Origin of the sequence: Dyadobacter sp. CECT 9275 (genome assembly GCF_907164905.1) — a bacterium.
GTDB lineage: Bacteria > Bacteroidota > Bacteroidia > Cytophagales > Spirosomataceae > Dyadobacter > Dyadobacter helix.
In genome coordinates this window covers 2,979,167-2,991,784 of the sequence record NZ_CAJRAF010000002.1, presented here as the reverse complement: position 1 = coordinate 2,991,784, position 12,618 = coordinate 2,979,167, and the positions used below count along the sequence as shown (strand labels likewise).

Sequence of the window (12,618 nt, the reverse complement as noted above, 5' to 3'; positions counted from 1 at the left end):
ATGGCAATATTATTCTACCACGCTTAATTTAACAGTATTGGTTTTCCTTAACTTGGAAACCGGCATACTGAGTGTATTAATAAATACATCTCCTTTTTGCAGCTCTCCTTTTTCAATCAGGAACAATTTGATATCCTCAATAAGATCATCTGTTGAAACTCCCTGGTAGCGATCGTAATAGAAAACCTTGGTACCCCAGTAAAGCGCCAGCTGATTCATTAAAACCCTGTTGGAGGTGAAAATAAACAAGTTGGCCTTGGGGCGGTGGTGAGACAGGCGGAATGAGGTATATCCCGACCGGGTGATTCCGATGATGGCAGCCGCCTGGGTATCGCGCGCCAAACGGCAGGCACTCATGACCACGTTGTCGTTCAGCTTATCAGCACCCGGTGTTTCGTTTACAAAAGCATGATGTTTGAAGTACACGCTGTTGGTGGAAGCCTCCACTTTTTCAATGGTACGTGTCATGCTTTCAACAGCTAAAATGGGGTATTTCCCGGAAGCTGTTTCTGCGCTGAGCATAACGGCATCAGCTCCGTCCAGTACAGAGTTTGCCACGTCGTTCAATTCGGCGCGGGTAGCTCTCGGGCTTTCGATCATGCTTTCCAGCATCTGGGTAGCAACAATTACTGGTTTACCGGCTTTATTACATTTGTCCACGATCATTTTCTGGATCATCGGAACTTCTTCAGCGGGGAGTTCAACACCCAGGTCACCGCGGGCAACCATGATCGCATCGGTTGCTTCAATGATTTCGTCGATGTTCAGGATCGCTTCGGGTTTTTCAATTTTGGCAACTACTTTGGAAAGCTTGCCTTTGTTCCGGATATATTCTTTTACCTTAAGAATTTCGGACGCCGTGCGAACGAAGGAAAGCGCGATCCATTCAGCGTTATGTTCAAGACCAAATTCAAGGTCTTCATAATCCTTCGCAGTTACAGATGGCATGGATACCTTTGTGTTGGGCAGGTTAACGCCTTTTTTTGATTTCAGATAACCGCCATAAATTACTTCGGTGACCACGTCGCTTCCGTCGAGCCCGGTAACGAGTACTTCCAGCTTGCCGTCGTCCATCAGGATACGGTCTCCGATCTTCACATCATTGTACATACCGTCGTAAGGAGTGCTCACCTTTTCGGAGGTACCCAGCACTTCGGTATTAGAAAGAATTAATTTATTACCAGCTTCAATGAGGACACCATCCTTTTCGGCCACCATACCAATACGGATCTTTGGGCCCTGTAAATCCTGCAGAATGGCAAGATTTAATCCATATTCTTCATTGATTTCACGAATAGTATTTAATCTGGCAAGATGGTCCGCATGGGTACCATGCGAAAAGTTGAGTCTGAAAACGTTTACCCCGGCTTTTGCCAGAGCGTATAGCATTTCTTTAGTTTCTGATGCGGGACCAACCGTGGCTACGATTCTTGTTTTTTTGGAAGACATATGTTAATTGTGCAGTATGAAATTATTATACACAGTCCACATCAATGATGATATGGATGCTTTTTAGCGTTTTATCGGTTAAAATATCAGTTACCTTTTCCTGAATAAATGACTTTGCCGCCTTAAAATTAATCTTTTCTCTTTCAAGTTTAATCAGAATGTCGAACAAAAACTGATTTCTTACTCTGTCCACCAGCGGAGCTTCGGGGCCAAGTACCCTGCTTTTACCCAGATTTACCGTTAGTTTTTGCGCCAGCTGGTCTGCTGCCCGGCGGGAGGTAGCTTCGTCAGGATGCTTAACGGTCAGTTTGATAAGCCTTGTAAAGGGGGGATACTGATATTGCTCACGTTCAAGGATTTCGGTTTCATACATGCCCACGTAGTCGTTTGTAACGATGCGTTCAAGCAGTTGCTGTGCGGGGTTGGAGGTCTGGATCAAAACCTTTCCTGGCTTGTCTGCCCGCCTTCCGGCCCGTCCACTCACCTGCGTCAGCATTTGGAAAGCCCGTTCGGAAGCTCTGAACTCCGGAAAATGAATGATCCGGTCAGCATCGAAGATGCCGACCATGCTGACATTGTCAAAATCCAGTCCTTTACTGACCATCTGTGTACCCACCAGGATATCGATTCCCCCTTCTTCAAATTCCTGGATAATCTGCTGGTAAGCATTTTTGGCCCTGGTGGTATCCAGGTCCATCCGGAGCACCCTTGCTTCAGGGAAAATAATATGCAGTTCGTCTTCAATTTTTTCGGTACCGTATCCCATGGTTTTTACACGGGGTGAGCCACACGACGGACAGGTGCGTGGAACTTCTTCCTTGTGCCCGCAGTAGTGACAGCGCAATTCACCCGCCTTTAGGTGGTAGGTAAGGCTTACGTCGCAATTGGCGCACTGCGAAATCCAGTTACATTCTTCGCACTGCAAATAAGGAGAGTAACCTCGCCGGTTTTGAAAAAGTATCGTTTGTTCTTTATTGCTGATGTTGTTGCGGATATGTTCCAGCAGTACGGAAGAAAACTCATTTTTCATTTTCTTCTGTTTTTTTTCCAGCTTGGTATTGATCAGTTCAAAGCTTGGAAGTACTGCATTCCCGAAACGCTGCGTCATTTCTACCAGTCCGTAACGCCCGGTTTTGGCATGATAATAACTTTCCAGTGAAGGAGTTGCCGAGCCAAGCAAGGTTTTGCCTTTGTGCATATAGGACATGATCACCGCCACATCCCTGGCGTTATACCGGGGTGCGGGATCATATTGCTTGTAGGAAGTTTCGTGTTCTTCGTCTACAATGATGAGGCCCAGATTATCAAACGGTAAAAATATGGCGGAACGGACACCCACCACAAACTGAAATTTGCCGTCCAGGATGCCTTTCCATACTTCAACACGCTCATTATCGGAAAATTTAGAATGGTAAATTCCCATGGTGTCTCCGAAAACCTTGCGCAGGCGGACCACAATCTGCGTGGTGAGTGCTATTTCGGGTAGCAGGAATAATACTTGGGAACCGCCAGCCAGTACTTTTCGTATAAGTTCAATGTATACTTCCGTTTTGCCGCTTCCGGTGATACCATGGAGCAGTACCACTTCTTTTTCCTGAAACAGGTTATGAATTTGAGAGGAGGCGGTTTGCTGGGATTCTGTAAGTGTAATTTCTGTCAGGTTACCCGAAGGGATATCGTCAAACCGGGAAACGAAGATTTCGAATGGCTCCAGAACTCCTTTTTTGATCAACGTCTGCAAGGCCGATTCGGAAAATCCGTTTTCCTGCGAAAAAAAAGATTTGTCAAGCCCCTTCTGATTGAGCTCCGGATGGTTGTAAACCGGAACGTAACTCAGATACCTCATCAGAATTTCCTGCTGTTTAGGAAATTTATCCAGAGAGGTGGTCAGCTGTATGAGCGAATCGTTGGACAAAAATGCCGGGGTGAGCCTGATTTTACGCGCCACTTTGGGTTTGTATCTTTCCTTTACTTCCTCAAACAGAATTACCGCACGTTTGGCAACAAGTGACTTAATGATGGCGGTAATGTTGGATTTCTGTACCAGCCGCTCCACTTCTTCATACGAAAGGGCATCCTGTTTTTTAATGGCATCCAGGATCATGATTTCCTGGTCCGTCAGCAGTTCCTCATATTCAAATTCTGGGTTGAACTGAATTTTGGACTGGCTGGTAATTTTAAGCCCGGCAGGCAGCGCCACATTCATTACTTCACCAATGTTGCACAGATAATATTCTGCCACCCATTTGAAAAGTTCGAGCTGTTTGCTGGTAACGATGGGCTCTTCGTCCAGCAGTTCCAGGATATACTTGGCCTGGTATTTTACCGGCGGATTGGTATGCAAATGGGCAACAACGGCTGTGATGACTCTTTTCTGTCCAAATTGAACAATAACCCTGGCACCCGTTTTGATCATATCGGTCATTTCCCGGGGCACACGGTAGGTAAACAGAGAAGGAATGGGAACCGGTAGGATCAGATCCGCAAAACAGGTTATTTCTTCCTCAAAAAGGGAGGCCATTGGTTGTAGTGGCAAATTGAAAGATAAGTTTGATAGAGAGTCTTCTGAATGATCCAGACTCAATATTTCAATAAAAGAGAAAATTTTTCAGATCTTCTTTTTTCGTGGGTGCTGACGGGTATCAAAGATTGCCAGTAAAACAATTTTATTATTAAATACCTTGTATAGTAATAAATTATGTTTCGTGATAACCGCTTCTCTTATTGTATTTGACTCCGAAATCTGCCTGAACATCTCAGGGTGCTCGCTGATTAACAGGATTACCTTTTCGGTTCTCAGCACAAAATCCCTGATTACGGTTCCATCCCAGTTCTCTTCAAGATATGTTATCACTCCATGAAAATTATCCAATGCTTTTGGAGATCATAAGATTTTCAGAGCCATTTTTTACATGTTTCCTGGGCTTTATCGTGTGGTATTCCTTCACCGGCTTCAATCTGTATAATTGATTGTTTAACGTCGGAAATTACGGTATCCGGCAGATCTCCCCACTCCTGGTCAGAATCAAAATTCTGGAATACTGATTTTACGGCGTTAATGACACTTTTGTCGTTAGTATCTAAAAGTCTTTTGGCCAGTTCGATTTTTGTTGCCTGTATATCCATGATATCAAATTTACATGTTTCAACCGGAACCATAATATTTGTTAGGGGAAATTATCCCAGAATGGTTTCAACGCCAAGCTCCACAGCGTTCTTCCATCCAACCATTGCATTAAACAACCGGATATGGCTGTATTTACGAATGTCTTCCTCAGCAATCCGGGCCTCTTCAATTATTCCGGAGTCCAGCAAAAAAGCCCGTTGCGTTCCTGGCAGCAGGTAAGTATCTGGCGTATACCATTTTTCATCCTTCTTGAAAGCAACGTTGCCATAATACGAATCAGTAACCATACCCTGCTTGATGATGAGGATTTCATCGGCCTTACCGCGATCAGCAAAAAGTGCGTTGAGTTGGGGCCGCTGATCGTACTTGTACGCGTAATCGACTTCGTCCTGATGTACCTTTTGAATCGTCCGGATGGTCCTGAAAGCATACGCCTCCCATCTGATGTTGTCAATCTCTCTGCCATACGCCAGTCGGCATTTATGGAGGGCATCGGAAACTGTGTCGGGTATAACGATCAGTTCCGATAAATTCCATGCTTCGGATGCTCCCCAGAGCGCTTTCCGGGTTTTGTTCAGCCGGTCTTCGTGGTATCTGATGTTTTTGAGCTGCCGGTTTTCAACCGCAATGGTTTCAATGCATAACTTTTGTAACATGCGGAAATGGGAGATATACTTTGTCAATCAGTTCCTGGTATTCGCTTTGTGCATTACTTTGCGCGGTGATTCCACCGCCGCTTTTAAAAACCAGCTGATCCGCCTGGTTTTCAATGAACCTTATCATCACGGCACTTTCAAAATTTTTTCCGTCGAAATAACCCATTACGCCTGTGTAATAACCACGGTCATATCCTTCGGCTTCGCGGATGATGTGCAGGGTACTTGGTTTCGGAGCACCGCAGATGGACCCCGCCGGCAGTAACTTCCAGAGAAGATCACCATATTTGCCATCGAAATCTTCGGGCAGTAACCCGGCTACTTCGGAGCTTACCTGTAGCAATTTTTTTTTATAAACCTGGATTGTATCTATGTAACGATATCTCTCCACCCATACTTTCCTGCAAACCATACTCAGATCATTTCTTATCAGGTCTACAATCGTAGCATGTTCTGCTGCCTCTTTAGGGTCGTTCAGGATACGGTTTTCTGCATCCGGCACCGAAGCGTCAATGGTACCTTTCATGGGAAACGAAGCGATTCTTTTGCCGTTGATCCTGATAAAAATTTCGGGAGAAAAACAGACGAATTTATTGCCGAGCAGAAAACGGTAGGGGGCATCTGACAACAGGAAAATTTCGTTCAGGGAAAGGTCCGTATCCAGCGGAGTGGGTACAGACAGATTTACCAGAAATGAATTACCTGCTTTGAGGTTTTTTACAACCCGTTCAAACCTGGGCAGATACGCTTCAAAAGTTATAGGGCGTTTGTCGAATATGAAATCTACTTGTTTTAGCAAATGTACAGGCTGAGGTATATTATGAAAACCATTGAGATCAAACAGTACTTCCGACGAATCAATCTCGTCCAGTTTCCAGGCCATCGGCCTCTCCATGGCATAGTCGACCAGAAAAACGAACGGAACTCCATTTTTCCCCCAGGTATTAAGGCATTTTCTGAAATTTGAACCTGTATCGTCCAAGTATTTGATAAATTTGTTCCTGATAAGAATGTTTCGCTAACAGCGGTACAGGATACAAAGTTCGGTATAAACCTGACAGGTCACCGGGTTTTAAACAAAAAACCTGTGAGAATTCAGAAACCAATGTTGGTAAGAAGGAGTTAAGAATACGACGGGGGCTGATAGCAGGAGACGAATTTATCGGGCCTGATGGCCTTAAGCAAAAAATAAAAAGGTAATGCATATTTACGATCTGATTATTATTGGCGGAGGCCCGTGCGGACTGGCAATGGGTGTTGAGGCCGCTAAAAACGGGCTTGATTATCTCATACTCGAAAAAGGAAATCTTACGGAATCTATTCGCCGGTATCCGCGTCGGATGCGTTTTTTTTCAACAGCAGAAAATATCGAGATAGGAGGGCTGCCTTTTGCTATTTCCGAGGTGAAGGCCAACAGGAACGAAGCGCTGCAGTATTATAGAAAAGTGGCGGGATACTATCATCTCAATTTCAAGCTTTTTGTAACCGTTGACCGGACCGAGAAACAGGCTGATGGTACATTCATTACCTATGCGAACGATGGAACGCTGTTTCATTCAAAAAAAATAGTATTGGCAACAGGATACTTTGATGTTCCGCGCCAGCTTAATATCCCCGGAGAAAATCTGCCACATGTTTCTCACTATTATGACGAGCCTTTCCGATACTCTTTTACCAATGTAGTTTTGGTGGGTGGTTCCAATTCGTCCGTGGAGGCCGCGCTGGAGTTGTATCGCCATGATGCCAACGTTACCATCGTACACAAAGACGAGGATTTTAAAACGCGGGTTAAATACTGGCTGGTACCTGATGTAAAGAACCGGATTAAAGAAGGACGTATAAAAGCACGATTCAACAGCCGGGTGACGCGTATTGAGGAAGGGAAGTTGTTACTTAAGAATACCCTGACGGGAGAAGAAGAATGGATGCCTGCCGATTTCGTTTTCCTGCTGGTGGGTTATCTTCCCGACGAGCATTTGCTTGCCCGTTGTGGCGTTTTGCTCAATCCGGAAACCAAGGTGCCTTCGTTTGATCCTGAGACTTTCGAAACCAATGTGGAAGGATTGTATCTGTGCGGGACAGTCATGGCCGGTGTTTTTACAGAGAAAATATTCATCGAGAATGGCCGGGATCATGCCGCAGCCATCGCTGACCACCTGGTGGGGCGGGAGGTCAGAAAGGTGAAGGAATTGATAGATCGGATATAGTTCAGCAATTGATCTCCGAAAGTTTGTGGAGATCAATTGCCCTAATCTTTGGAGATACTGTTAGAGCAGGGTCCATAATAATTTCAATCCACCAATACCAGCCTCTTTTTTCTCTTTTTGGTAGATACCTTGTCTATTTTACCGATGAGCCCCTTGCTTCCTACCGCATAACCGACATTGCCTGCAAAACTGATAGAATGGAAGGGTTGCTTGCCGAGTTCACGCCAGGTCTTACCTCGATCATTGGAATAACTGTTTCCGGACGGGCCTACGGCAATCAGAGCAAACTGGTCCGATCGTATTTCGGTATCTCCGTTCCAGGTTGCACTGGTTTTGCGGTATATCCCCACAGCTTCTTTCAGGCCTGCGGGTTTTGTAATGGCTTTTTCCGGCGCCCAGGTTTCTCCGCCATCGGTAGTCCGCAGTACATTCAGCGAGGAGTCTGTGGTATTTTTGTAATCGCCACCAACAGCTATACCTATTTTTTTAGATAAAAACCGTAATCCGAAAATCCCGCTGGTGGGGCCGGCTGCCATGTTTGTTTCGGTAATTTTCCAGGAGAGGCCGTAATCGTCGGAATGGAAGATGCGGGCTTTTTGAGCTCCTCCGGTACCAATGTACACATCACTTTTTCCTGTTGTAATGATGGAAGTACCACTTGCCGCAAAACATGCTTCTCCGGGCAAGGTTTGGGGGCGTGCGGATGCATCCGCCTCTTTCCAGGTTTTACCCCCGTCTTCGGTGGTCAGGATAAATAACCTGCCGTCTACCGGGTCTCCTGCGCAGATACCCCTTTTCTTGTCCCAGAAGTCGAATCCATCCAAAAAGACCCCATTCTGTGTAGATTGGTACACAAGGTTCCAGGATGCCCCGCCATCTTCCGTACGGTATATTCTGGCTTTGCCTTGCTGAGCCTCCCCCGCACTCATGGCTATGGCAGTTTGCCGGTCAAAAGCATGGATGTCCCTGAACTCCAGCGAATCTCCGGCGGGTACTTTATAGGTGGTCCAGGTTTTGCCCCCGTTATTTGTTTTAAAGATGGTACCTTGTGTACCACCGATCCAGCATATCGTAGGTGTTAGTGTAAAGACGGCCCGCATATGCACGTTGGTTTTAATATCGAAAATGGTCCACTGAGCCAGGGTTGTAGCAGGTAAGGAGATAGCCACCAGAAACAACTGGAGAGATAATAGATACCTTTGGATAAAAGGCTTGGGGTTTTGTTGTTTTGGCACGATATTTTTATTTATTTTAACTTTAAGTTTTTCATCACACAAAATAAGAAATTCATATGAACAAGAACCAGAAATTTTTGATAGGTACCGTTGGTGCATTGTTGACAGGTATAGCTATCGGATTGTTGGTGGCTCCTAAAGATGGAAAAGAGACTCGTAAAATCCTTAAAAACAAAGCAAACGACCTTGGCGGAAATGCGAAGGATAAGTACGAGAAAAGTCTTGAGGAACTTACACAGCTAGCCGACAAGCTAAAAGATGGTTTTCTCAAAAACATTGATGCAGTAAAGGGTAAAGCGAATGCCGTGGCAGACAACGTTGGCGAAAGAGTTAAAAGTGTGGTGAACAACAATGCCTGATTTTTTTGATTGAAATACTGGTTTGCAGATATATAAGTCAAGGCTGGCTCCGGAGAGAGGCCAGCCTTTTTTGATACCCCTAGTGAGGGATTTTCTCAAAAATCTTATCTACCATTTGGTTGATATCAGCCTCAAGATCTTGTTTGTCTGGAATGATACCTTCGCTGCCGCCTTTCCATACCATCTGGTTATCGGCGGCATTGACAAGGTCAATAAGCATGGTACCTTGCCTGTATTTCTCTATCACCACTTCCTCGCTTTTCCAGGAATATCTTCTTTGGCCCATGTAACGGGGAAGCCCGTCCGTACGGAAATCCGTTTGCCGTGTCTGGGATTTTTCCTGAACAAGCAAAGCGATATTGATCTTTAATGCCGGATCCCGCGCTTCATTCAGCCCCAATTTCTGCAAATTTTTTGATATTGCCGTTTTGATGATCGTGATGTTTCTCTCAAAACTGGCAGGGATTGTATCACCACTGGCCTCTATTTCATAAAAACCGAAGGTGGAGTAACCTGAAAGCCGGAAGCCTGGTTCCGACTGCGATTTCAGAATTTTATACCCGGGGTTGCATCCTGAAATCAGAAACAAACCAATTAAAACACACGCCAATGTTTTCATGCCGCCAAGGGTTAATATGGATGAATGTTTACAGTACCGATGATCCTTTTAATAAAGCGAAACGCATAAACAGTGCAGAAAGGGGAGAAGGCTGGCCTTGTCTGTACACAAAGGACAAACGCCGGTTGATCTCCATTCCGTCAATATCTACAATCGTAAGACGGTCATCGGCAAGGTCTCGCGTTATGCTGTAAACCGATAAAAATGCAAAGGTATCGGAGTGCAGAAGGTAATTTTTAATGCTTTCGGTACTCCCCAGCTGCATGTGAATGTTAAGATCTTTTATGCCCAGATCCAACTTCTGGAGATATTCCTCAATAATTTCCGAGGTCCCGGATCCGTTTTCTCTGGTGAGAAGCGGAAGGGCCGTTAGCTCACGGATAGAAACGGTTTTCTTTTTCGGAGCGTTTTTTGTCCTGGTAACCAGTACCAATTCGTCTTTCAGGAATGCAACGTACTTTAAGCCAGGGTGGTGCATGGGGCCCTCTACCAGTCCAAGGTCAATTTTTTTGTCATCCAGAGATTGTTCTATCAAAAGGGAATTGGCATTGATAAGTTCTATCCTGATATCGGGAAATCTCTGGTGAAAGGAGGCCAGGTATGCAGGCAGAACGTACTGAGCAATGGTCGTACTTGCACCTATATGCAGGATACCTTCGGTTTTGTTTTGCAGGAGGTTCAGTTCAAAATCGAGCTTCTGATATTGTTCAAATATGATATGAGCATGTTCGAGCAGGATGTCGCCGGCTTTTGTAAGGCTGATCTGCTTGTGGCTCCTGTCAAAAAGTGAAGTTTGGTAATGCTGCTCGAGCTCTTTGATGTGCTTGGTTACGGCAGGCTGGCTGATATGAAGTTCTTCAGCAGCGCGGTTGAAGTGCAGTGTCTGGGCTACGGTGTAAAAAACTTTCAGGCGGAAATCAAGCATAACACCAGCTATTGATCATATATGGTTTTTAATATTCCTGCTTTTATCCGATGACACTTCCCAGTTCTTTTGCAGCCGCCATACTTATGCCTTTATAAAACATGAATTCGTTCATCACAGCGATCTCCTCTTCCTCTGTTCCGGCTTGCAGCAGCTGTTGCTGGCATGCCTTCATTTTCTCTTCTATAAATGCTTTTTTCAGCCGCAATATGTTGATAAATGCCGTGCGGTCTAAAACGTCGGTTTCAAAAGGTACGAAAATTTCGAATTTATCTTTCCATAACTCGCTGAGTTCATACTTTTCGGTTCCCCATCCGATGGCCAGATCCCGGATTTGTGACTCATGGTGGTTCAGGAAATAATCAGTGGACAAGACGGTATTTCGGCTATAATGCTCCCGAAACAAGGTAAGCAAATGATTGAAAACAGTATCTTTAAAATCAATACCCTCTATTTCTCCCAGCACATACTGGCACACGGTAATATTCGGTTCCAGCTCACGCGCTCCGTGTAACACAAGCAGGCGGATGAACGCCTCTTCCTGGTAACTGACTTTGGAACGCTGCACCTGCGGCTCTTCTTCTTCCTGCAAGAAGAAGTCCTGTGGCGGACCATCCTCTGAAAAGCTGCCCGGAGAGGATACTCCAAGATCAGCAAGGCCTTCCGGAAAGGAGGCGTTACTTCTGCTGTTTCGTTCCTGCTGTTTGGGGGTATGGAGTTTGCGCAGTAATTTGTTGCCTTCGGAGATAAGCATTTGCTCATCTACCTTCATCATTTCAGCAGTGCGGTGGAAAAATACCTGGCGTTTAATGGCGTCCGGTATTTTAACGATGCTGTTGACTACTTCACCGATCACAGCGGCAAGTCTGAAGGGGTCATTCCCTGCGTCCTGAAGCAAGGTCTGAGTTTTGAAAGTTATAAAGTCCTGAGCCGAAACTTTGATGTAATTTTTGAAAGCCTCCGCTCCCACCTTGCGGACGTAGCTATCAGGATCGTCCCCGTCCGGGAAAAGGACTATATTAACATTGAGACCTTCTTCCAGAACCAGGTCAAGCCCGCGGAGGGCAGCTTTGATCCCGGCTATATCACCATCGTACAAAATAGTAATATTCGGGGTGAATCGGGCGATAAGCCGAATCTGTTCAACCGTTAGTGAGGTGCCCGATGAAGCCACTACATTTTCTATTCCTGCCTGATGCAGAGAAATTACATCGGTATATCCCTCAACAAGATAACAATGTTCCTGCTGTCGAATGGCGTTTTTGGCCTGAAAAATGCCGTAGAGTATATCGCTTTTATGGTATACCTCGGTTTCCGGCGAATTGAGATACTTGGGCTGAGACTTATCCGTTTTCAGAATACGGGCCCCAAAAGCAATTGTTTTACCGGCAACGTTGTGAATAGGAAATATAACTCTTCCGCGAAAGCGGTCATACCCAGCCGTTTTACTGCCTTCTTTGTGAATGAGCAGACCCGCCTTTTCCAATACTTCTGCTGAATAGCCTTTTTCCAAGGCTTCCCTTGTAAAGGCATCCCAGTTGTCAAGACTATAGCCCAGCTCAAACTTTTTGCGTACTCCTTCGGAAAACCCTCGTTCCTGAAAGTAGCTTAGCCCCACAGCCTGGCCTTCCTCGGTATTATATAATTGGTGCTGGTAATGGTTTTTTGCAAAATTGAGTATGATGTATAAGCTTTCCCGCGCATTTTGTCGCAGGGTCTCTTCGTCGGTGAGCTCCTCTTCTTCAATTTCGATCTGATACTTGTTGGCCAGATAACGTAATGCCTCGCCGTAGCCCACGCCATCCACGTCCATCACAAATTTAATGGCATCACCGGCAGCGCCGCAGCCAAAACATTTGTAGATCTGCCTGGCCGGGTTTACATTAAACGATGGCGTTTTTTCATTATGAAACGGGCAGCAGGCGGAATAGTTAGCTCCCTTTTTTTTGAGTGACACAAAATCCCCGACCACCTCCACAATGTCAGCGGTTTGTTTGATCCTCTCTACGGTATCGGGGTTAATGCGCATATTCAGATTACT

Annotated in this window: 12 protein-coding genes; 2 read left to right on the top strand and 10 right to left on the bottom strand. The window is 45.4% G+C overall.

The window, feature by feature from the left end:
• Nucleotides 1-9 precede the first annotated feature (9 nt).
• The 6 genes from pyk to KOE27_RS20085 form a co-directional block, all read right to left on the bottom strand.
• A complete protein-coding gene (pyk, locus tag KOE27_RS20105) occupies nucleotides 10-1,449 on the bottom strand; it encodes a pyruvate kinase (RefSeq protein WP_215240592.1) in 1,440 nt (479 codons plus the stop codon).
• Nucleotides 1,450-1,474: 25 nt separating this feature from the next.
• Nucleotides 1,475-3,970 (bottom strand): replication restart helicase PriA, encoded by a 2,496-nt coding sequence (gene priA / locus KOE27_RS20100; RefSeq protein ID WP_215240591.1) that lies wholly within the window; start codon nucleotides 3,968-3,970, stop codon nucleotides 1,475-1,477.
• Nucleotides 3,971-4,057: 87 nt separating this feature from the next.
• Complete coding sequence (locus KOE27_RS30060) at nucleotides 4,058-4,321, bottom strand: type II toxin-antitoxin system RelE/ParE family toxin (protein ID WP_406566862.1); 264 nt, start codon at nucleotides 4,319-4,321, stop codon at nucleotides 4,058-4,060.
• A 23-nt stretch (nucleotides 4,322-4,344) separates the two neighbouring features.
• Nucleotides 4,345-4,575, bottom strand: a complete 231-nt coding sequence (locus KOE27_RS20095) for a hypothetical protein (protein WP_215240590.1) — start codon at nucleotides 4,573-4,575, stop codon at nucleotides 4,345-4,347.
• A 51-nt stretch (nucleotides 4,576-4,626) separates the two neighbouring features.
• Nucleotides 4,627-5,232: an aminotransferase class IV gene (locus KOE27_RS20090; RefSeq protein WP_215240589.1), complete on the bottom strand. Its 606-nt coding sequence runs from the start codon at nucleotides 5,230-5,232 to the stop codon at nucleotides 4,627-4,629.
• Nucleotides 5,210-6,214, bottom strand: coding sequence for an aminodeoxychorismate synthase component I (locus KOE27_RS20085; RefSeq protein WP_215240588.1), 1,005 nt, complete (start codon nucleotides 6,212-6,214; stop codon nucleotides 5,210-5,212). The genes KOE27_RS20090 and KOE27_RS20085 overlap by 23 nt, the downstream gene beginning before the upstream one ends.
• A 217-nt stretch (nucleotides 6,215-6,431) precedes the next feature.
• Between KOE27_RS20085 and KOE27_RS20080 the strand changes: the two genes are divergently transcribed.
• Entirely contained in the window at nucleotides 6,432-7,439 is a 1,008-nt protein-coding gene (locus KOE27_RS20080; RefSeq protein WP_215240587.1) for a YpdA family putative bacillithiol disulfide reductase, read from the top strand.
• Between the two features lie 83 nt (nucleotides 7,440-7,522).
• On the opposite strand, the gene KOE27_RS20075 is transcribed toward KOE27_RS20080, so the two are convergent.
• Nucleotides 7,523-8,674 (bottom strand): WD40/YVTN/BNR-like repeat-containing protein, encoded by a 1,152-nt coding sequence (locus KOE27_RS20075; protein WP_229252848.1) that lies wholly within the window; start codon nucleotides 8,672-8,674, stop codon nucleotides 7,523-7,525.
• A 56-nt stretch (nucleotides 8,675-8,730) separates the two neighbouring features.
• Between KOE27_RS20075 and KOE27_RS20070 the strand changes: the two genes are divergently transcribed.
• On the top strand, nucleotides 8,731-9,033 hold the full coding sequence (locus tag KOE27_RS20070; protein ID WP_215240586.1) for a YtxH domain-containing protein: 303 nt from the start codon (nucleotides 8,731-8,733) through the stop codon (nucleotides 9,031-9,033).
• Between the two features lie 79 nt (nucleotides 9,034-9,112).
• On the opposite strand, the gene KOE27_RS20065 is transcribed toward KOE27_RS20070, so the two are convergent.
• The 3 genes from KOE27_RS20065 to dnaG are packed head-to-tail and all read right to left on the bottom strand — an operon-like array spanning nucleotide 9,113 to nucleotide 12,606.
• Entirely contained in the window at nucleotides 9,113-9,652 is a 540-nt protein-coding gene (locus tag KOE27_RS20065; RefSeq protein ID WP_215240585.1) for a DUF4136 domain-containing protein, read from the bottom strand.
• 28 nt (nucleotides 9,653-9,680) lie between these two features.
• Nucleotides 9,681-10,577 (bottom strand): LysR substrate-binding domain-containing protein, encoded by an 897-nt coding sequence (locus tag KOE27_RS20060; protein ID WP_215240584.1) that lies wholly within the window; start codon nucleotides 10,575-10,577, stop codon nucleotides 9,681-9,683.
• Between the two features lie 43 nt (nucleotides 10,578-10,620).
• The gene (dnaG, locus tag KOE27_RS20055; protein WP_215240583.1) at nucleotides 10,621-12,606 is read right to left on the bottom strand and encodes a DNA primase; all 1,986 of its coding nucleotides are present in this window, start codon (nucleotides 12,604-12,606) and stop codon (nucleotides 10,621-10,623) included.
• Nucleotides 12,607-12,618: the final 12 nt, after the last annotated feature.

What these genes read in the sequence shown, in the direction of transcription:
- pyk (WP_215240592.1), bottom strand. Translation starts at nt 1,449, where the DNA reads ATGTCTTCCAAAAAAACAAGAATCGTAGCCACGGTTGGTCCCGCATCA.
- priA (WP_215240591.1), bottom strand. Translation starts at nt 3,970, where the DNA reads ATGGCCTCCCTTTTTGAGGAAGAAATAACCTGTTTTGCGGATCTGATC.
- KOE27_RS20095 (WP_215240590.1), bottom strand. Translation starts at nt 4,575, where the DNA reads ATGGATATACAGGCAACAAAAATCGAACTGGCCAAAAGACTTTTAGAT.
- KOE27_RS20090 (WP_215240589.1), bottom strand. Translation starts at nt 5,232, where the DNA reads ATGTTACAAAAGTTATGCATTGAAACCATTGCGGTTGAAAACCGGCAG.
- KOE27_RS20080 (WP_215240587.1), top strand. Translation starts at nt 6,432, where the DNA reads ATGCATATTTACGATCTGATTATTATTGGCGGAGGCCCGTGCGGACTG.
- KOE27_RS20070 (WP_215240586.1), top strand. Translation starts at nt 8,731, where the DNA reads ATGAACAAGAACCAGAAATTTTTGATAGGTACCGTTGGTGCATTGTTG.
- KOE27_RS20065 (WP_215240585.1), bottom strand. Translation starts at nt 9,652, where the DNA reads ATGAAAACATTGGCGTGTGTTTTAATTGGTTTGTTTCTGATTTCAGGA.
- KOE27_RS20060 (WP_215240584.1), bottom strand. Translation starts at nt 10,577, where the DNA reads ATGCTTGATTTCCGCCTGAAAGTTTTTTACACCGTAGCCCAGACACTG.
- dnaG (WP_215240583.1), bottom strand. Translation starts at nt 12,606, where the DNA reads ATGCGCATTAACCCCGATACCGTAGAGAGGATCAAACAAACCGCTGAC.